The following is a 19,633-nucleotide window of genomic DNA, read 5'->3' as shown; positions in this document are numbered from 1 at the left end:
CAAAATTTAAGGGCAGGTCTTCGGACCTGCCCTTTTCTTTTGCTGCTAGCTTACTTCTTCTCAAAAAACAGAATGACTTCGCCCAGTCGGACGCCATAACGCGAGACATAGGCTCGGTTCAGCAGACGGTCATCGTCTAGCAGCCACATCCAGTCGTCAAAGTTGACCCGCATGGTGCCTTCTTTGATCGGCAGGTCGATCTTGTATGTCCAGTTGAACGTATCGCCGCGTTCGACACCGCTGGCGGTTCCAAGAACGCCGGGGGCCGTGCCGGTCCAGGTGTCCTCGCCCGTCTTGGTTAGCGTCCAGACACGCTGTTCGGTGGCGCCGTCATCATAGACGAAATCCTCAACCAGGGTCAGGGTTTCACCATCCCACGTTCCGTCGATATCCACCGTAAATCGGCGCGGTACGTTGCCCAGAACATCCTGAAACTGACCATAAGCGACGGTTTTCCCTTCAAAAAACTCTTCAAGGTTCAGCTGCCGGTCTGACAGAAAGGTCTTGGGAATACGCGGTTTGGCAGAACAGGCGGTTAGAACCGCAAGACCGATGACTGCCAGACCAGCGACAATAGCCCGGCGCGAGATCATTGCAGCGGCCTTTGCTCTGCGTCCGCATCATAGCCGTTTGAGCCGGGGACATGAGCGGATTTGACCTCGGGCGCGGGACGCATCGTGGCAATCAATTCAGCGACCTTAATGCCGAACTTGCGCATCTCGGACCGGTTCATGATTATACCGTTTTCGGTCAGGTACATCCAGTCGGTGACGTCCAAAGTGTGCCCACCGGCATCCTCGGGAAGAATAATGCGGTAGGTAAGTTTGACAGTTGTTCCTGAAATTGTTCCATGACCTTCGCCGACGATGTCATCCGCCGTGGCGGTGAACGTATTGCCGGTGCCCAGCGTCAGATACCACTTGCGTGTCATCTGTTTGCCGTTGGAATAGGTGAAATGCTCGGCCAACGTGCCGGTGTTTCCATCCCATTTCCCAACCATACGGGCGACAAAACTGTTCGACATCTTGCCGTTCGGCCCATAGATCAGCCCTTCGGACAGGATCTCTCCGTTCAGTACCTCTTTCATTTTGAATGCAGGCCCAGTGCCGGCGTAGTCGGCCGGTGTTTGCGACCGGAAGCTCAGGAACCGGTTCTTGGCGATAAACAAAGCGAGAGCGGCGAACAGTAAAACAACAAGCGTTTTCATTTGGCTGAGACCTCCGTGGGCAACGTCAGGACCATGCCAAACGCACCAAATTTCAGGATGCAGGGTAGTACCGCATAAGCCAGATTGAGTGTGTCCAGGGCTTGGGCGGTATTCGATTGACCAGGTGTAAAACCGCTGCGTTCCAGCAGGGGCAATGTAAAGAAGGCGGCCAGCGCAAGGCCCAGTTTGCCAGCAAAGGACCAGATACCGAACGCAGCTGACGCATTCAGGCCAGCGCGGGTCAAAACGACCGAGAACATGGCAGGCAGGACCACCATGTCAGCCCCGAGCGCCGCGCCAGAGGCAAGACAAATCAGGGCAAAGCCCAGAAGTTCGCCTGACGGCAACATCGCGGCACCTATGAAGCTGGCAATAGACAGCGGCATTGCAATAATTAGGGTCTGTTTTGGGCCAATGCGATTGCTGAGCTTGGCCCAAAGCGGCACACTGGCCCCGGCGCTGAGGAAGAACAGGATCAGCAAGGGACCCGCCTTGCCCGGAAGTTGCAACCGGTCCTCGACGAAAAACAGAAACAGGGTCGAGGTGATGGCGACCGGCAGGCTGTTGACCAGAGCCAGCGCCAGAAGGCGCAGCGCCCCGGCCTGACCCAATCCGGTGAAAGACAGGCCCGCACCCGTAATCGGTGTCCGCCGCCACATCGGAAAGGTCACCGCGATGGTGACGATCGACAGGACGCCCAGGAACAGGCCAAAGGCTGGATATCCCTGCGCACCGGCCCCGAAAGCCACAAACAGCGCGGGCGCGCTGGCGGCGATGACAACCCCGGCCAGTTGTCCACCTTCACGGAAGGCTGCCAGTGTCATCAACTCTTTCGTGTCCGGTGCCTTAGCCAGTGTTGCGCTGCGCCCATAAAGCAGGATGGTTCCAAGGCTATAGGCCGAGAACAGCAGTATTAGGATCAGGATCAGCGATGTCACGCTTGCGCCTTCGGGAAGAGCAAAGAGCAGCGGGAAGCCTACGGCCAGCCCAATTGCGGCCACGGCGGCAAACGCCAACTGACCACCCGGCCAGCGGTCAATCGCCCAGCCGATTAGCGGGTCCTGCACCAGATCCACCAGTCGGATCGCCAGCAGAACGGTACCGATCACGCCAAGGCTGATCCCAAGGTTGACGGCTGCAAAGCGCGGCAGATGTATATAGAGGGGGATACCCGCCGCCGCGAGCATCAGTGCATAGAGGCTGACGCGTGGATACAGCATCATTGCCCTTTCAACTGGCGCGTAAAGCTTGCCGATCTGGTGTTGTTGCCAAGAAAGATCGACATGAATGTCTTTTTGATGCCCGGCCCGGTCAGGTTGCAGGTTTTGCGCCCGTTGAGCCAGAAACCAACCTTGTTCGGCCCATCCGAAACAGCCAGATAAACATCACCTTTGCTGACGGCCTCAAAGCACTGTCCCAGGTTGGCCTGTGTCAGCCCGCTGTTGCCCTGCCGTTTCATTTCATCAAGCGTGGATTCGATCAAAGCCTTCTGCTTGATGTTCTTGCGGTAGGTCAGCTGCAAACCGAAATCCTCACTCCAGCTGAACGGGGCGCCACCGGCCGTAAACAGCTTCGCGTCATAAATCGGCAGGCCCAGATACCGGAACGTCGCCGAGCCGCGCAATTCGGCGCTCGGCAATGCATTCGATACGGTTGACGCTGCCAGTCCGCTTGGGGCCAGCAAAGTCAATGAAAGAAGAATAGCGCGCCAGAATGGATTACTCTGCCGCGACAGGGATGACCTGGTCTTTATCCAGAACGCCATTGTCAGCTCCGATGGTTTGCGGGGTGCCATTCAATCGCTCGACAACATGCATCGCGCTGGCAATCCCGTCCTCGTGAAAACCGTGCCGGTTGTATGCGCCGGCAAACCACGTTTTGTTCTGTCCCTGCATCTCGCGAATTTGACCTTGTGCCTTCAGGGCTGCCTGATCAAACACCGGGTGGGCAAACTCGACCTTGTCATAGATTTTGTCCGCGGGAATATCTGCTGAGACATTGAGGGTCACAAACATCGGATCGCTGTCCGGAATGTTCTGCAACCTGTTCATCCAATAGGTGACGCCGACATTTCCGGCTTGCGACCGATAGGTCCAGCTGGACCAGCAGGCCCGCCTTTTGGGCATCTGGCCCGGGTCGCAATGCAAAACGGCCTTGTTAGGTTGGTATTTGATTGCACCGAGGGCGGCTTTTTCCTCGGGTGTGGCGCTGTCGCCTAGAATGGCCAGTGACTGGTCGGAATGGGTGGCGAGGATGATCTCATCATACAGATCGGCCTGACCTTCGCTATGTACAGTTACGCCCAACTCATTCCGCTGAACGTTCTGAACCGGAGCAGCAACGCGGATTTCACAACCGCGGGCGCGCAGAGAGGCCTCGATGCGGCGGACATATTCGATGCTGCCGCCTTTGACCGTCCACCACTGGTGTTGTTTGGTTCGATCACCGGCCAGCAAAGCATGGTTTTGAAAGAACTGTACCAGCGACCGCGCGGGAAAACGGTCAATGAATTCAACGGGGGTGGACCAGATCGCCCCGCACATGGGCATCAGATAGTTGTGGCGGAACCAGTGGCCCAGTCTCAGTTGATCAATCAGTTCCCCAATTGTGGTGTCATCGTCCTTGGCTGCCCCTGGCGCCTCTTTGCCAAAGCGCAGGATGTCAGAGATCATCTTGTAATAGGCCGGCCGCATCAGGTTACGCTTTTGCGCGGTCAGAGTGCGCAGATTGTTCAGCCCGTATTCGAGGCGACCATTGTCGATCGTTGCGCCAAAGCTCATCTCACTTTGAATGACGGGGACGTTCAGTTCGTCGAACAATTTTGTCAGGTTCGGGTAGGTGGCATAGTTGAACACGATAAACCCGGTGTCGACCGGCTGATCACCGTTCTTGCCCGCCATCACCGTCCGGGCATGACCGCCCAGCCGGGGCTGGGCCTCATAGATCGTTACGTCGTTGTCTTCGGATAAATAGTAAGCGGCGGATAGACCCGAAATGCCTGCACCTACAATTGCGATTTTCTTGCGTGAGCCCCGTGGTTCGTCGAACATGTGATCCCCTTAGTGAGACATTTAAAAAGGATTACGTACTAGTTGCGGGTACGGATCAATCACGTTGGACTTTTTTTGAACGTGCGTTACTTCGTAAAGTCTGCCCGATTTTTGGTGCAGTCACGTGATCCAGCTTTGGTACCTGATCGTAGAATCCCTAACATGTCTTAAAAACACGAAACCAATGTCCGGATCATGTGTTCCCGACAGTGCGGATAGCCCAAGCATGAACAGTTTTGACGGAAAAACTATTTGGATTGTTGGCGCCAGCGAGGGCCTGGGCCGATCCTTGGCTCAGGCGCTAAGCCGTCAGGGGGCACATCTGGTCCTGTCGGCGCGCAATGCGGCACGACTGGCCGAGATCTGCGAAACCCTTCCGAATGCGCGGGCGGTGCCGTTCGACGTGACCGACCTGAAGGCTGTGCGCAGCGCCGTGGCAGAGGTCGGGGGTGTGGATGGTCTGGTTTACAATGCCGGGGCCTATGAGCCGATGAAATCAGCCGATTGGGACACCGATGCTGTTCTGTCGATGACAGACGTGAATTATCTTGGCGCGCTGCGCGTTTTGGGCGAGACGGTGCCCGGGTTTGTGCGCGCGGGTCGGGGTGACATCACGCTGATCGGGTCTTTGTCTGGCTATCGCGGACTTCCGGCTGCGGTTGGGTATGCGGCGAGCAAGGCGGCGCTGGTCTCATTGGCTGAAACGATGCGATTTGATCTGGCGGGCACGGGGGTAACCGTGCGGATCGTCAATCCGGGCTTCATCAAGACCCGGTTGACCGAAAAGAACACTTTCAAGATGCCGATGCTGATGACTCCCGAGGACGCGGCGGACCGGGTGGTCAGGGCGATGTCGCGCCGCCGGTTCCGCACCGATTTCCCGGCACCGTTCTCTTGGGTGATCCGTTTGCTGGGTTACCTGCCGGATTGGCTGATTTACCGCGGAAAATAGACTCTAAACAGGCGTTCTAACCAAACTGCCCGTGACAGAACCAGCCTGCCGACATCGTGCCGCCATGGCCGTAAAACAGCCACAGCCGCTCACCCTGTTCGGTGACAGCCACCCAGTAGTCCCGCACGCCGCTGCGCCAGTTGGGGTCATCCAGCCACCATTCGGGTGCGATCCGTTCCGGGCCGGTGGCCTGGGCCAACTGCCAGTCGCGCCCGCGCCAGCGAAAGGCGGCTGGAACATCCGGGGCTTCAGCGACCATCACCGGCTCGGGCTGCCACATCTGCAACGGGCGCGGGCGCGGTGGGGCGGGCCAATCGCGGGCGGGTTCTGACCATGCCGCCGCCAAAGTCTGCGCGGTTTTTTCGGGGATATGTGAGGCCGCCGGGTGCCGCCGGGTGATCACGTCCAACCCGACCCGGGCGCCCAGTTTGCCGATCAGGTCATCCACGGCTGTATTGCCCTCAAGCCGATTGCGAGCCACGCGGCGCGCCTCGGCGTGACCGGCCACTGTGCGGGTGTGGATGGGCTCGGTCTGGATCGCCTCAAGCCGCAGCATGTCGATGCCATAGCCTGCGTCGATCTTATCGATTTTCATCTCTAACAAAGGGCGAATGCGGTGTTTGTCGTAAGTGGGCCGAGCCAAACCAACCTCGATGATCTCAGCCGCCTGATCGGCGCGATGCGCCTCAAGCCGCAGGGTGCGGACGCCACGCGCCTTCTCTTCGAGCTTCGCGCACAGCGTGGGCAAGACTCGGTCGATGGCGGCCATAACGTCCTCGATCAGGCCAATCGGATTGGGCAGGGTCATCCGCACCGCAAAGTGATGGGGCGGACGTGCGGGCGAGACCGGCTCGGGGGCGCTGCCCATCGCCTGATCCAATCGCAGAACCAACCCTCGCCCAAATCGCCGCGCCAAACTTGCACGCGGCTGGCCCAGCAGATCGCCGATCCGGCGCAGGCCCAGTCGGTTTAGTTGTGCGACTACCTGATCCTCAAGGCGCAGCGCTGCAATCGGCAGGGGGCTGAGCGCGCCATAAGATTGCCCTGGTGCTGCGATCCGTGCGCCGCCACCCAGGGCCATCACTTGCGGCGCGGCCCCGCCCTTGGTCCAGTGCCGCCGTTTCCCTGCGCGCGCGCGGGTGGCGCGCGCCTCTTGGCTGATGGCGTCGCCGTTGCGATCTGATGTGGCCTCTTGCCCCGCATACCGTGCCAGCGCCCAGGCCGCGCCCAGCGTGTCGGCGATGCCCATCTGCACGCTTAGCCCCATATCTGCACAGTCGGTTTCAATGACGCTCAGTAGTGCATCTTCCCCGCCGAACAGGTGCGTGCAGCCTGACAGATCGACGACCAGCCCGTCTGGTGCCTCTTCGGCCACCCAGGGGCTGAACTTGCCGGCCCAACGGCGCAGCGCGGTTAGAAACGCAGCCTCAGCCGGGGCGTTGCGGTGTCGCGTGATCAGGGCTGCACACATGGCGTGGGCATCACGCACGGGTTGACCCACACGCAGACCGGCGGCCTGCGCTTCCACGTTCAGCGAGGTAATCACCTGCATGTTTGACTGTTCCGCAACCACGGCCAAAGGGCCAGCATGCAGCCCCCGCGCAGCACGGATCAGCCGTTCAGCCCCCAGACGGGGGAACCACAATGAGAGTATTCGGCGTTTCGGCATCGGCAGACATCAAAATGTTCTCACTTTGTTCTTACTTCAGAATCGTCCGCCGAGTCCACGCTTACCCGCAGGTCAGGCGTTGAATGATCCCCGAGCCGCTCACGAAAACATTCAGCCGGTCGATGCGGTAATCCTGTGTGGCGATGTCATCGGGGCCCAGAACGCGCGAGCGTTCGGGCAGCTGGCCATGAATGGTCGACACCGGTTGGCCAATGGAATCGGCAAAAGCTTCGCCCTGGCAAAAGGCCAGATCAACCGAGGCGGCGTCCGTCGACGCAGGTGTTGCAACAGGCGCGGTCGTCTCGGCGCAGGCTGCCAGCAGGACCAGAGCGGGAATAAATCGGTGCATTGGCGTTTCTCCTTCTGACAATGTCGTTACTGCAATATCAAACAATTAGCCAACCTGTCACCAAAGCGCAGTTGAAAATGCCCTGCAATTGACGCAGGGTCGGGGCAAATAAGACAGGGAGACAACAACCATGCGTACCCGTGCCGCCGTCGCCGTCCAGGCGGGCAAACCTTTGGAAGTGATGGATGTGAACCTCGAAGGCCCCAAGGCGGGCGAGGTTCTTGTCGAGATCAAAGCCACCGGCCTCTGCCACACCGACGAATTCACCCGATCGGGCGCTGACCCCGAAGGCCTGTTTCCGGCGATTCTGGGCCATGAAGGCGCAGGCGTTGTGGTTGAAGTGGGCCCAGGTGTGACCAGCCTGAAACCGGGTGATCACGTGATCCCGCTCTACACGCCTGAATGTCGTGAGTGCGAATACTGTTTGCACCCCAAGACCAACCTGTGTCAGGCGATCCGCGAAACCCAAGGCCGGGGCTTGATGCCCGACGGAACCTCGCGGTTTTCGACCTTGGATGGCGATCCGATCCTGCACTACATGGGTTGTTCAACCTTCGCGAACCACACGGTTCTGCCGGAAATCGCGCTGGCCAAAGTGCGTGAGGACGCGCCCTTCGACAAGATCTGCTACATCGGTTGTGGCGTCACCACCGGCATCGGTGCCGTCATCAACACTGCCAAGGTTGAGATCGGTAGCCGTGCCATCGTGTTTGGTCTGGGCGGCATCGGCCTGAACGTCATTCAAGGCCTGCGTCTGGCCGGAGCGGACCAGATCGTCGGCGTCGACCTGAACCCGTCAAAGGTCGAAATGGCTACCAAGTTCGGCATGACCGATTTCGTCAACCCGTCCGAGGTTGAAGGCGATCTGGTGCCTTATCTGGTCAACCTAACCAAAGGCGGCGCGGACTACACCTTTGACGCCACCGGCAATGTCGGCGTGATGCGCGCAGCACTGGAGTCGGCACATAAAGGGTGGGGTGAATCGATCATTATCGGCGTGGCGCCGGCTGGGGCCGAAATCTCGACCCGCCCATTCCAGCTGGTCACTGGCCGCTCGTGGCGCGGCACTGCATTTGGTGGCGCGCGGGGCCGGACCGATGTGCCCAAGATTGTCGACTGGTACATGGAGGGCAAGATCGAGATCGACCCAATGATCACTCATACAATGGGTCTGGACGACATCAACCACGGATTCGACCTGATGCACAAAGGCGAAAGCATCCGGTCTGTGGTCCTTTACTAAGGGTCTAAACCTTCGGAAAACGCTATTACGGCGCGCTAAACAGCGCGCCGTTTCTTATTCCCCCGGCCGCGTTGCCCCGGTATCTGACCGAGGTGATCGCACGCGCAGAACCGGGGTGTTGGCCGAGGTGGTGTTGATCCGGCTTTCGCGCCAGACCACATAGACGCCGGATGCGATGATGATGCTGGCGCCCACCGCAACCCAGATATCCGGGCGTTCACCAAAGAAGACCATGCCAAAGATCGTAGCCCAGATGATCTGGCTATACTGGCTGGGGGCAATAACTCCGGCGGGTGCCGCGCGATAGGCCAGAATGATCAGGTGCTGGGCGATGACCGAGAATACGCCTACCAATGCCATCATCGCCAGATGCAGCAAGGATGGCGGTTGATAGACAACGGGTTGTGCAAGGCTCATCACGGCGATTGCCAACAGCATGGGGTACAGGATCAGCACCGCCGAACGTTCTTCATTTCCGATCTTGCGTACCAGCACGGATGCAAAGGCGCTGCAAAAGGCAGCCATCAGGGCGGCCAGATGGCCCAGCGTGATATCCGTTGCGCCTGGACGCAGGACAATCAGAACGCCGATCAAGCCCACGCCCACGGCGGCCCAACGCTGGGCGCGGACCACTTCGCCGAGAATGGGGATCGATAGGACTGTCACGATCAGCGGGAAGGAAAATAGCAGCGAATAAACCTCGGCCAGCGGCAATACGGAAAAGGAGTAAAACGCGCAGGACATTGCGGTGACCATCAAGCCTGACCGCAGCAGCACCAGCCATGGGTGGCGGGGCAGGAAGTTCCCGGTTGTCCGGTCGGTCAGAATCGTGACGGCCATGGGCACAAAGGAAAACAGCGTGGCAAAAAAGATGATCTGCATCACCGAGTAGACGCCGCCGAGCGCCTTGATCAGCGCGTCATGGCTGGCAAAGACCGCAAAGCCCAAAAACGCATAGCCGAGTCCCCGGAGGGTGGAGTTCTGAGTGCTCATCTTTGTGGCCCCGGGTGATGTCTCGGTGTTGTGACTGTGCCATCACACCGCGTATGTTGCGGGTGGCTTGCCTTTGAGTAAACCCATTTTGGCTGCGCGCATAGTCCTTAATTTACCGCTAACATTGCATGGCTGCTATGCCGCGAGATCATCGCAGGATCGGGGGAGCGTCCTTGGGTTGGCGAGCGGACTGAACACCGGCCTTCATTCCCACACCAATGCGGCGCGCCAGCGCGACCCACGGTGTTGCGGTTTCAGAGGGCAGCGTCTGGGTTGCGACCTCTTCGAACAGGTCCAGCCAATGGGCGAAGAACTCGGGCTTTACGTCGGGACGTTCAATATGAACCCGCTGCGGATTGCCGTCATAACTGCGCTCGAACAAAATCGCGTTGCGCCAGAAGGCGGCGATCTTTTCCTCATGGACGGGCCAGTCGTGGACATGTTTGTTGAAGACCGGTCCCAGTGTCGCATCCTCACGCACGCGGGCGTAAAAGGCGCGGACCTGAGCGTTGATCTGATCTGGCGTCGCGGGAAAGCGTGGGGGCAGGGTGGGTCTGGTCATTGGGATGGTCCGATTTCGACTCTGTTCAGGGGCAATATCCCGTTCTGCGGTCATGCGACAGGCGTGGTTTTGTCGCGCGGGTCCGGTGTCAGAATATGCCGCAGCAGGGCGACGGGATGCGCCCGTAGGCTGAGGCGGGTGGCGACGTAGTCCTCGACCACCTGCTCGCCCAAGGTCATTTTCGGCAGGTAGGCCTCGGGTTCATCCAGCGCCTCCCCTTCCAGATCTTGCGAGAACAGCGGCAGGGGTTTGGCTGTGGCGATCGCTTTGGCCTGCCACAATGCCTCGCGCCGTGTCAGGTCGCAGGCGGCGAAGGCATCCGCCTCGGCCAGCCGTTCGATGACCGATGGTCCCAAACCGGCACGGCGCCAGACATCGTCGACCTGATGGTAGCCATTGCCGCGCGCGGCTGTCAGCCAGCTGGCATCTTCCTCGCTGAGGCCCTTGATCTGGCGGAAGCCCAGCCGCAGCGCCAGCCCGCCCTGACCGTCAGGTTCCATCACATTGTCCCAAAAGCTGGCATTGATGCAGACCGGGCGCACTTGAACCTCATGCTCGCGCGCATCGCGGACGATCTGGGCGGGGGCATAGAATCCCATTGGCTGCGAATTCAGCAGGGCGCAGGCGAATATCCCCGGATGATGGCATTTGATCCAGGCCGAGGCATAGACCAGCAGCGCAAAGCTGGCCGCGTGGCTTTCTGGGAAACCGTAAGAGCCGAAGCCTTCGATCTGGAAAAAACAGCGTTCGGCGAAGTCCTGTTCATACCCGTTGCGTTTCATCCCGCGCAGGAACAGCGCGCGGAATTCGCTGACATTGCCGTGCTTCTTGAAGGTTGCCAGAGACCGGCGTAGCCGGTCGGCCTGTTCCGGGGTAAAGCCTGCGCCGACAATGGCGATCTGCATGGCCTGTTCCTGAAACAGCGGCACGCCCAGCGTTTTGCCCAGCACCTCGCCCAACTCGTCCGAGGGGAAGCTGACCTCCTCCTCTCCGTTCCGGCGGCGGATATAAGGGTGGACCATGTCGCCCTGAATGGGGCCGGGGCGGATGATGGCGACCTCAATCACCAGATCATAGAAATTGCGGGGCCGCATCCGGGGAAGGAAGTTCATCTGTGCACGTGATTCCACCTGAAACACGCCAATCGAGTCCGCCTTGCACAGCATGTCGTAGACGACAGGGTCCTCGGGCGGCAGGGTGGCGAGTGTATAGCTGGTCTGATGGTGCTGACCGATCAGATCAAAGGCCTTGCGAATGCAGGTCAGCATCCCGAGGCTGAGGACATCGACCTTGAGGATGCCCAGCGTGTCGATATCGTCCTTGTCCCAGCAGATGACCGTGCGGTCCTCCATCGTGGCGTTCTCGATAGGAACAAGCTCGTCCAGACGCCCCTCGGTGATGATGAAGCCGCCGACATGCTGAGACAGGTGACGGGGGAACCCGTCGATCTCATATACTAGCATTAGAGTCTGTTTTAGACGGCGATCTTCGGGGTCGAGGCCAATCTCGCGCATCCGTTCCGCCTCAAGCCCCGCAGCGGAGAAGAAGCCCCAAAGCTGAGATGAGAGCGCTGAGATCGTGTCTTCGGTCAGTCCCATCGCGCGGCCAACCTCGCGGATGGCGCGTTTGCCGCGATAATGCACGACCGTGGCACAGAGGCCGGCGCGATGGCGACCATAGCGGTCATAGATGTGCTGAATCACCTCTTCGCGGCGCTCATGTTCGAAGTCGACGTCGATATCGGGCGGCTCATCCCGCGCCTCGGAGACAAAGCGTTCGAAGACCATTGTGCCCATCTCAGGGCTGACCTCAGTGATGCCGAGGCAGAAACAGACCACAGAATTGGCCGCCGACCCGCGCCCCTGGCAGAGGATGCCGCGCGAGCGGGCGAAATGGACGATGTCGCGGACGGTCAGGAAATAGGGCTCGTATTTCAGCTTACCGATCAAGGTGAGCTCATGCGCCAACATCTTTTGCGCCTTCTCGGACGCGCCTGCCGGATAGCGCCATTGCAACCCTTCATGCGCCAGACGATGCAAGCGCTGGGTCGGGGTTTCCTGCTCGCTGCCCTCGCTGGGGTACTCATAACGCAGCTCGTCCAGCGAGAATGTGAGCTGTTCGCTGAGTTCATGCGCGCGGGCAACGGCCCCCTCATAACCTTTGAAGATGCGCAGCATCTCGGTCTCGGACCGCAGGCGTTGTTCGCCATTGGCCAGCGCCTCGCGGCCCAACTCATCGACCTTGCGGCGCAGGCGGATGGCGGTCAGCACATCACCCAGTTTGCGGCGCGTGCCGTGATGCATCATCGGCGTGGCGCTGGCGAGTGTGGGGAGGCCGAGTTGCTTTGATTCAGTCTCTAATAAAGAGAAATATACGCCATCTGCGCCGTCATACCGGGGGTGCATCAACAGATGCATCCGCCCGGCAAAGCGGCGCGTCAGCTGTTGCGCTTGTGTCCGCCAGCCGCCCGCGCCGCCCGGAGACCGGGCCGTTTGTGGCCACAGCAGCAGGTGGAGACCGTCTGAGAACTCCAAAAGGTCGGACAGGTGCAGGATGCAGTTGCCCTTTTCGGCGCGCAGCCGTCCCTTGGAGAGGATGCGGCACAGATTGGCCCAGCCCTGTCGGTTCAGGGGCAGCGCGGTAACCGTGGGTGCGTCGGTAAAGATCAGCCGTGCCGCCGGTATCAGGCGGGGCACCGCGTGGATCGGGTACGAGGGCGGTTTGGGGATGTGATCGGGGCAGGGTGGGCCTATGGAGGTGTTCTGCACCTCCCACTCCAGCCGTTCGCGCACCTTGCGGGTGATCTCGCGCGCCTGCGTATGGGCGCGGACGATCCCAGCGACCGAGTTGTCATCAGCGATGGCGATGGCGGGCAGGCCCAGGGTGACGGCACGCTCCATATACTCCTCGGGGTGAGAGGCCCCGGTGAGGAAGGTGAAGTTGGACGTGATCGACAGCTCGGCATACATGACGATTCCGTATTATATTCACGTTTTGTTCTTTTTCGAGTCCTTTGCGCAGGAAACGGGTCGATTGGGTTTGGTCCGATGGGCAATGTCGGGAAAAAGGAGACCTGAAATGTTCAAAATCACCGCATTGCCCACCGACGACGTACGCGCCCTTCAGGCCGGTCACCCGGATTCCTATGGCGCAACGCCAGAACGGACCGTTTCAACGGGTGCCGGTAACCCGTGTCGCCATTGTTTGCAGAACATTCCCGAGGGCGAAGAAATGCTGATCTTGGCCCACAGGCCATTTTTAGAGACACATCCATATGCGGAAACCGGGCCAATCTTTCTGTGTGCTGCACCCTGTGAGCGATACGAGGGGCAAGACCTGCCCGAGATCCTGACCTCGTCGCCCGATTACCTAATTAAGGGCTATGGCACAGATGACCGCATCGCCTATGGCACCGGGGCGATCACGCCCACGGATCAGATCGGTGCAAAAGTCAGAGATATCTTTGCCCGACCAGATGTGGCCTATATCCACGTCCGATCTGCGCGAAACAACTGCTATCAGGCCCGAATCGACCGAGACTAAAGCTTGACCCTATGCATCCCCCGGTGCGGCTGATCCGGATCAACCGCCGGGGTGTCCCCTGTGCGGCTGGACGTCAAGGCGAGGAACACATCCTCTAGATCAGCCTCTTCAGTGCGGACATCGCGAATGCGGATATTGGCTGCGCGGACGGATTCCAGAACTTGCTCGGCGTTGGTTTGGGCGCTGCGATATTGCAGAACAAGGTTACCATCGTCGCGCAAGGCGGCCTCGACCCCTTCGGTTGCGGGTAGATCGATGACCGGGCTGTCGGGCACGATGACCATGGTACGGCTGTCCATTCGGCCCAGCAGGTTGGCGGTGCTGTCCTGCGCGATTTTCTCACCGTGGTTGATGATGGCAATCTCGTCACACATTTCCTGCGCTTCTTCCAGGTAATGGGTGGTCAGGATGATGGTCATGCCCTGTTCGTTCAGCTTGCGCACATTTGTCCAGAGCATCTGGCGCAGTTCGATATCCACACCTGCCGTCGGTTCATCCAGCACCAGGATCTTGGGGTGATGCACCAGCGCCTTGGCCAGCAGCAACCGCCGCCGCATGCCACCCGACAGCGTGCGGGCATAGGCTTCGGCCTTGTCGCTGAGACCGACCAGTTCAAGTATCTCATCGCTGCGGCGTTGGGCCTTGGGTACGCCGTACAAACCGGCCTGCACCTCCAACGCGCCGCGGGGGGTGAAAAACGGGTCAAGGTTCAGCTCTTGGGGCATCACGCCAATCGCGGCGCGGGACTGGCGCGGGTTGCGGTCCTGATCGTACCCCCAAATCGACACTGTACCCGCAGATTTCACCACCAGACCGGCCAGAATGTTGATCAGGGTCGATTTACCGGCCCCGTTCGGACCCAGCAGGCCAAACACCGACCCCCGTGGAATGCTCAGGTCAATGCCCTTCAGTGCCTGTTTCTCGGGCTGGCTCTTGCCACCCCGATAGGTCTTGCGCAGTCCATCGATCCTGATTGCCGCATCGGTCATGAGACCCTTGCCCCCGGTTTGCTCATCGCTCATAAACGCACCTAATGCATGCCCGCGAGGCCGACAACCAATGAAGGATCGCCAGCCGTGACACTTGATGCACCGGAAACCAAGATCGTCGAAACCGCACGTGTTGCCTGTGACGGCGGCGAAGGCGCATTGGGCCATCCGCGCGTTTGGTTGCAGATCCCCGAAGATTCGGGCTGGGTCGAGTGCCCGTATTGCGATTGTAAATACGTACTGTCGGAGCACGACGCGCAATAAATTCGGGGGCCGGATGCTTTTTGCAGTGCAGCTTTTGCGGGTGTCCGATCAGGACCCGATTGCCAGTGGCGGACATCGAGACGTGTATGCCTGTCCAGGGCAATCGAACTTATTGATAAAGGTGACGCGCCCGCGCAAACGGCCCAACCGATCTTTTTCAAAACGGCTGATCCGGCGGCTTCTGCCCGATTCTGTTTTTCGCAATGCGCTGAAGGAAATCGAGGGTGAGATGAAGGCGGCGTTGAAAAGCGGCACCGACATCGAGCACCTGCCCTTGGCGCGATGTTTTGGCATAGCGCAAACCGACATTGGCCCGGCGATAATTGTGGAACGGATCGAATCCGATGACGGACAGCTCGCACGTCCCCTTGCGAAGCTGTGCGAAGATGGAACGCTGAGCGCTGATATTCTGAGTGAATTGAACAGCTTTGCCCAAAAACTGTTTAAGCTTCAAATTGTTGCCCGCGATATTCACGAGACCAACATTGTCTACGGGCTGCGCAATCAAACCCGGATGTTTCTGCTGATCGATGGTTACGGAGAGCGCAATCTAATTCCATTGCGTACATTGAGCCGCAGATTGAACGACCGGTCGCTGCACAAGCAGATGAACGGCATCGCCGAGCGTGTGGGACTGATCTGGGACAGAACCGGGCAGGAATTCCGTGTCGCGTGATTGACGGCCTGCGTTGACGTTCCGGCGCAGTTTTCCGGCCTCTTGTGTGGATTGACCACCTTCTTTGCTGGCCACCCGCGCGGGCCTGTGGCAGAACCGTTTCCAACCAGAACGGAGCGCGCGCATGAGCAATTTCGGAAAAGGGTGTCACCTGCATCTGATTGACGGATCGGCCTTTATTTTCAGGGCCTACCACGCGCTGCCGCCGCTTACACGAAAATCGGACGGACTGCCGATTGGCGCAGTTTCTGGCTTTTGCAACATGTTGCAGAAATATGTTGAAGGGAACGCTGGCCCGGACGCACCGACCCATGTGGCGGTGATCTTCGACAAAGGCTCGCACACGTTCCGCAACGATATGTATGACCTCTACAAGGCCAACCGCGAAGCGATGCCCGAGGACCTGCGCCCGCAGATGCCCCTGACACGCGAAGCGACGAAAGCTTTCAACATCGCTTGTAAAGAGTTGGAGGGGTACGAGGCCGACGACATCATCGCGACCCTTGCTGTGCAGGCGCGTGAAGCGGGCGGGCGTGTGACCATCGTAAGCTCGGATAAGGACCTGATGCAGCTGGTTGGCGGCGGTGTCGAAATGCTGGATGCGATGAAGAACAAGCGCATCGACCGCGATGGCGTGATTGAGAAATTCGGTGTCGGCCCTGAACGCGTGGTTGATGTACAGGCACTGGCGGGCGACAGCGTCGATAACGTTCCCGGGGCTCCAGGCATTGGGGTCAAGACGGCCGCCCTGCTGATCAACGAATATGGTGATCTGGAAACGTTGCTGGACCGGGCCGAAGAAATTAAGCAGCCCAAGCGCCGCCAGACCCTGATCGAAAAGCGCGACCAGATCGAGCTGTCGAAGAAACTGGTGCAACTGGACGAGAACACACCGCTGGATTTCACGCTGGACGATCTTGAGGTGAAAGATCCCGAACCTGACACCTTGCTGGGTTTTCTGGCAGATATGGAGTTTCGCACGCTCACCAAGCGGATCGCGGACAAGTTAGGTGCCGAAGCGCCAGCGATTGCCGATGCGCCTGCGCCGGCTGCTGAGGTAGTCGAAGCCGAAGCCATCCCCTTTGATGCATCGAAATACGAATGTGTGCGGGATGCGGGTGCGCTGCAGAAATGGATAGATCAGGCGTATGAGCGCGGCTGGATCGCCGTGGATACGGAAACCACCGGCCTAAATGAAATGATAGCTGATCTTGTCGGCATCTCCCTGTCGGTTGAGCCGGGCGAGGCGTGTTATATCCCATTGATCCACCGGGAAAGCGCCACCGATGATCTGTTCGGCTCAGACGCGCTGGCCGAAGGGCAAATGCCCGTCAATGAGGCCCTGAATCTGCTCAAACCTATGTTCGAAGACCCGTCGATCCTGAAGATCGGGCAGAACATGAAATACGACGCCAAGATTTTCGCCCGCTATGGCGTGAATGTTGCGCCGATCGATGACACGATGCTGATGTCCTACGCGATGCATGGCGGTGAGCATGGGCATGGTATGGATACCTTGTCCGAACGCTATTTGAACCACACGCCGATCCCGATCAAACCGCTGCTGGGTTCGGGTAAATCGGCGATCACATTCGACAAGGTTCCGATTGATGAGGCGACCGCCTATGCGTCCGAAGATGCCGATATCACTCTGCGCCTGTGGAAGCTGTTCAAACCGCAACTGCATCAGGTGCAGGTGACAACGGTATATGAAACGCTCGAACGTCCGCTGGTGCCGGTTCTGGCCGAGATGGAGATGCACGGCATCAAGGTCGACCGCGATGTTCTGAGCCGGATGTCCAACGCATTTGCCCAGAAAATGGCAGGGTTAGAGGCTGATATCCACGAATTGGCGGGCGAGAATTTCAATGTTGGCTCTCCTGCCCAGCTTGGTGAGATTCTGTTCGACAAGATGGGGCTGGAAGGCGGCAAGAAGGGGAAAACCGGAAAATACTCGACCGGGGCTGACATTCTCGAAGACCTCGCGACCGAGCATGAATTGCCACGCCGAGTACTGGACTGGCGGCAACTGTCCAAGCTGAAATCGACCTACACCGATGCGCTGCAGACCCATATCAATCCAGATACGGGCCGGGTGCATACGTCTTATTCCATCACGGGGGCGAATACGGGGCGTCTGGCCTCGACCGATCCGAACCTGCAGAACATTCCGGTGCGTACCGAGGAGGGTCGGCGCATTCGCGAGGCGTTCATAGCCGAACCAGGCAATGTGCTGGTCAGCCTCGACTACAGCCAGATCGAGCTGCGCATTCTGGCGCATATCGCCGATATTTCGGCTCTGAAACAGGCGTTTTCCGACGGGCTGGACATTCACGCCATGACCGCGTCCGAGATGTTCGATGTGCCGCTGGACGAGATGACGCCGGATATCCGCCGTCAGGCCAAGGCGATCAACTTTGGTGTAATCTACGGCATCTCAGGCTTTGGGCTGGCGCGCAATCTGCGCATTCCGCGGGCCGAGGCACAGGGGTTCATCGACCGTTATTTCGAACGCTTCCCGGGTATTCGCAAGTATATGGACGACACTGTCGCCTTTGCCAAAGAGCATGGCTATGTGCAGACTTTGTTCGGACGTAAAATTCATACACCCGAGATTAATGCCAAGGGGCCGCATGCGGGGTTCTCGCGCCGGGCGGCGATCAATGCACCGATTCAGGGAACGGCGGCGGATGTAATCCGGCGCGCGATGGTGCGGATGCCAGATGCGATCAATGGTCTGCCCGCCAAGATGCTGCTGCAGGTGCATGACGAATTGCTGTTCGAAGTCGCCGAGGATGCGGTGGACTCTTTGATCGATGTCGCACGCGACGTGATGGAAGGCGCATCTGATCCAGCTGTGAAGCTGGATGTGAAGCTGAGCGTGGATGCCGGGCAAGGCGCCAACTGGGCTGAGGCGCACTAGAAATTCATCAAGCGGGCGGCGCTGCTCATCAGGCCCGGCGGGCCCTCTTTGCAGCGGGTCAGTCCTGCGGTCTGACCCACCCCTCGACCATACGTTTTACTGTTGGTCCAAGGGTTAGGATGACGGCGAAGGCGATGGGCCAGCAAAAAGCCCAGGAACCCATCCAGTCACCAAATGTGGACGGTCCGAAACCGACAGCTTTGACCGTGGCGATGCCAGTGACGATACAGGACATGAGGCCGGACATGATCAGTCCGAATACAGCGTGGGCCAAGCGGGCAGGGATCATTTCGGGCATCCTTAAGGTCGCGATGCCCCGGTTTTAGATATTTTCCCCCTGATTGCCAGACGGAATAGGGAATCTGGCGTCACATCCAGCCCAATGAGTGCACGGTTCTGGATGTTGACGGTGTGTATTCGGCGCTAACCCAACCGGAATATCCCGACGCCGTCATAGCGTTAAAAAGCTGAGCGAAATCCGTCGGACCGCGTCCCGGTTCAGAGCGGTCCGGGGCGGCTCCGACCTGGGCATGTACGACCCTTGGATGAAACTGTTCCCAAACAGCCAGCGCATCTCCATGGATCATATGGGCGTGAAAGCTGTCGTATTGCAGGCCGACATTCGGGCGATCCACACGGTCCAGGATGTCAGCAGCCAGGTTGTAATCGTTGAGGAAGTAATCGGGCTGAGACACGGGGTTGAGCGGTTCAATCGTAAATTGTTGGTGCGGTGCAAGGTCGGCCGTCCATTGCAGGTTGTGCACCATGCATTCAAACGCGTCCGGTCCCGAGGAATAACCTGACATGATGTGGATCAGCCCCGGGCGCAGAACCTGAGCATAGCGCAAAACGCGGCGGATATCCGACTGGAACCGGCCTTCACCACCGGGAACAGCGGCATAACCGGGATCGCCGCCGGTGTAATTGGGTGGAGGCGCATTGATCAGCACCAGATCCAAACCGTTGGCCAGCAACGCGCGGTGTGTCTCTTTGGCGGCCAGGTCGTAGGGAAACAGAATTTCAACCGCCATGAACCCGGCCTCTGCGGCGGCCTGAAACCGGTCCAGGTAGGGAAGCTCGGCAAAGAGCAGGGAGATATTGGCCGCGAATTTTGGCATCGGAAGCCTTTTGATAGCTGGTGCGCTGATCTTATCCGCGAGGCGTTTTTAACGAAAGAGACCGAAAACGACAGTTTGTCGAAATTCGACCAGAT

19 protein-coding genes are annotated in these 19,633 nt (G+C 59.1%); 6 read left to right on the top strand and 13 right to left on the bottom strand.

What is annotated here, in order from left to right; all coding sequences use genetic code 11:
• Positions 1 to 50 precede the first annotated feature (50 nt).
• From AC2FI9_RS03645 to AC2FI9_RS03625, 5 genes are read right to left on the bottom strand one after another with little or no spacing between them, the layout of a single operon-like run.
• Positions 51 to 593: a DUF3833 family protein gene (locus tag AC2FI9_RS03645; RefSeq protein ID WP_496765697.1), complete on the bottom strand. Its 543-nt coding sequence runs from the start codon at positions 591 to 593 to the stop codon at positions 51 to 53.
• Positions 590 to 1,207, bottom strand: coding sequence for a DUF3833 domain-containing protein (locus tag AC2FI9_RS03640; RefSeq protein ID WP_496765695.1), 618 nt, complete (start codon positions 1,205 to 1,207; stop codon positions 590 to 592). The genes AC2FI9_RS03645 and AC2FI9_RS03640 overlap by 4 nt, the downstream gene beginning before the upstream one ends.
• Positions 1,204 to 2,427, bottom strand: a complete 1,224-nt coding sequence (locus tag AC2FI9_RS03635; protein ID WP_496765693.1) for an MFS transporter — start codon at positions 2,425 to 2,427, stop codon at positions 1,204 to 1,206. The genes AC2FI9_RS03640 and AC2FI9_RS03635 overlap by 4 nt, the downstream gene beginning before the upstream one ends.
• Positions 2,427 to 2,972, bottom strand: a complete 546-nt coding sequence (locus AC2FI9_RS03630) for a hypothetical protein (protein ID WP_496765691.1) — start codon at positions 2,970 to 2,972, stop codon at positions 2,427 to 2,429. The genes AC2FI9_RS03635 and AC2FI9_RS03630 overlap by 1 nt, the downstream gene beginning before the upstream one ends.
• Positions 2,926 to 4,257 carry an NAD(P)/FAD-dependent oxidoreductase gene (locus AC2FI9_RS03625; RefSeq protein WP_496765689.1) on the bottom strand — a complete coding sequence of 444 codons (1,332 nt, stop codon included), beginning with the start codon at positions 4,255 to 4,257 and terminating at the stop codon, positions 2,926 to 2,928. The genes AC2FI9_RS03630 and AC2FI9_RS03625 overlap by 47 nt, the downstream gene beginning before the upstream one ends.
• Positions 4,258 to 4,483: 226 nt before the next feature.
• Between AC2FI9_RS03625 and AC2FI9_RS03620 the strand changes: the two genes are divergently transcribed.
• Entirely contained in the window at positions 4,484 to 5,209 is a 726-nt protein-coding gene (locus AC2FI9_RS03620; protein WP_496765687.1) for an SDR family NAD(P)-dependent oxidoreductase, read from the top strand.
• A 16-nt stretch (positions 5,210 to 5,225) separates the two neighbouring features.
• On the opposite strand, the gene AC2FI9_RS03615 is transcribed toward AC2FI9_RS03620, so the two are convergent.
• Together AC2FI9_RS03615 and AC2FI9_RS03610 are read right to left on the bottom strand one after the other, a co-directional pair.
• Entirely contained in the window at positions 5,226 to 6,878 is a 1,653-nt protein-coding gene (locus AC2FI9_RS03615) for a Y-family DNA polymerase (RefSeq protein ID WP_496765685.1), read from the bottom strand.
• 61 nt (positions 6,879 to 6,939) lie between these two features.
• Complete coding sequence (locus tag AC2FI9_RS03610) at positions 6,940 to 7,227, bottom strand: I78 family peptidase inhibitor (protein WP_496765682.1); 288 nt, start codon at positions 7,225 to 7,227, stop codon at positions 6,940 to 6,942.
• A 130-nt stretch (positions 7,228 to 7,357) separates the two neighbouring features.
• Between AC2FI9_RS03610 and AC2FI9_RS03605 the strand changes: the two genes are divergently transcribed.
• Positions 7,358 to 8,470, top strand: a complete 1,113-nt coding sequence (locus tag AC2FI9_RS03605) for an S-(hydroxymethyl)glutathione dehydrogenase/class III alcohol dehydrogenase (RefSeq protein WP_496726459.1) — start codon at positions 7,358 to 7,360, stop codon at positions 8,468 to 8,470.
• A gap of 54 nt (positions 8,471 to 8,524) precedes the next feature.
• On the opposite strand, the gene AC2FI9_RS03600 is transcribed toward AC2FI9_RS03605, so the two are convergent.
• The 3 genes from AC2FI9_RS03600 to AC2FI9_RS03590 form a co-directional block, all read right to left on the bottom strand.
• Positions 8,525 to 9,463 carry a DMT family transporter gene (locus AC2FI9_RS03600; protein WP_496765680.1) on the bottom strand — a complete coding sequence of 313 codons (939 nt, stop codon included), beginning with the start codon at positions 9,461 to 9,463 and terminating at the stop codon, positions 8,525 to 8,527.
• A 148-nt stretch (positions 9,464 to 9,611) separates the two neighbouring features.
• Positions 9,612 to 10,025 carry a group III truncated hemoglobin gene (locus AC2FI9_RS03595; RefSeq protein WP_496765677.1) on the bottom strand — a complete coding sequence of 138 codons (414 nt, stop codon included), beginning with the start codon at positions 10,023 to 10,025 and terminating at the stop codon, positions 9,612 to 9,614.
• A 50-nt stretch (positions 10,026 to 10,075) separates the two neighbouring features.
• Positions 10,076 to 12,994 (bottom strand): error-prone DNA polymerase, encoded by a 2,919-nt coding sequence (locus AC2FI9_RS03590; RefSeq protein ID WP_496765673.1) that lies wholly within the window; start codon positions 12,992 to 12,994, stop codon positions 10,076 to 10,078.
• Positions 12,995 to 13,103: 109 nt separating this feature from the next.
• Here AC2FI9_RS03590 and AC2FI9_RS03585 point away from each other — a divergent pair, with 109 nt between their 5' ends.
• Positions 13,104 to 13,568 carry a DUF1203 domain-containing protein gene (locus AC2FI9_RS03585; protein WP_496765670.1) on the top strand — a complete coding sequence of 155 codons (465 nt, stop codon included), beginning with the start codon at positions 13,104 to 13,106 and terminating at the stop codon, positions 13,566 to 13,568.
• Here AC2FI9_RS03585 and AC2FI9_RS03580 read toward each other — a convergent pair.
• Positions 13,565 to 14,557, bottom strand: coding sequence for an ABC transporter ATP-binding protein (locus AC2FI9_RS03580; RefSeq protein ID WP_496766091.1), 993 nt, complete (start codon positions 14,555 to 14,557; stop codon positions 13,565 to 13,567). The two genes, AC2FI9_RS03585 and AC2FI9_RS03580, sit on opposite strands and share 4 nt — an antisense overlap.
• An 87-nt stretch (positions 14,558 to 14,644) precedes the next feature.
• Between AC2FI9_RS03580 and AC2FI9_RS03575 the strand changes: the two genes are divergently transcribed.
• The 3 genes from AC2FI9_RS03575 (at position 14,645) to polA (ending at position 18,420) form a co-directional block, all read left to right on the top strand.
• The gene (locus tag AC2FI9_RS03575; RefSeq protein ID WP_496765668.1) at positions 14,645 to 14,821 is read left to right on the top strand and encodes a zinc-finger domain-containing protein; all 177 of its coding nucleotides are present in this window, start codon (positions 14,645 to 14,647) and stop codon (positions 14,819 to 14,821) included.
• Positions 14,822 to 14,834: 13 nt separating this feature from the next.
• The gene (locus AC2FI9_RS03570) at positions 14,835 to 15,497 is read left to right on the top strand and encodes a YrbL family protein (RefSeq protein WP_496765666.1); all 663 of its coding nucleotides are present in this window, start codon (positions 14,835 to 14,837) and stop codon (positions 15,495 to 15,497) included.
• A gap of 124 nt (positions 15,498 to 15,621) precedes the next feature.
• A complete protein-coding gene (polA, locus tag AC2FI9_RS03565) occupies positions 15,622 to 18,420 on the top strand; it encodes a DNA polymerase I (protein WP_496765664.1) in 2,799 nt (932 codons plus the stop codon).
• A 58-nt stretch (positions 18,421 to 18,478) separates the two neighbouring features.
• Here the strand turns inward: polA and AC2FI9_RS03560 are convergent, their stop codons facing one another.
• Positions 18,479 to 18,709 (bottom strand): DUF2798 domain-containing protein, encoded by a 231-nt coding sequence (locus tag AC2FI9_RS03560; RefSeq protein WP_082637211.1) that lies wholly within the window; start codon positions 18,707 to 18,709, stop codon positions 18,479 to 18,481.
• A 79-nt stretch (positions 18,710 to 18,788) separates the two neighbouring features.
• Positions 18,789 to 19,538, bottom strand: a complete 750-nt coding sequence (locus tag AC2FI9_RS03555) for a hydroxypyruvate isomerase family protein (RefSeq protein ID WP_496726452.1) — start codon at positions 19,536 to 19,538, stop codon at positions 18,789 to 18,791.
• Positions 19,539 to 19,633 lie beyond the last annotated feature (95 nt).

The organism is Ruegeria sp. CDSA246 (genome assembly GCF_059611225.1).
This window is presented reverse-complemented; position numbering and strand designations above follow the sequence as displayed.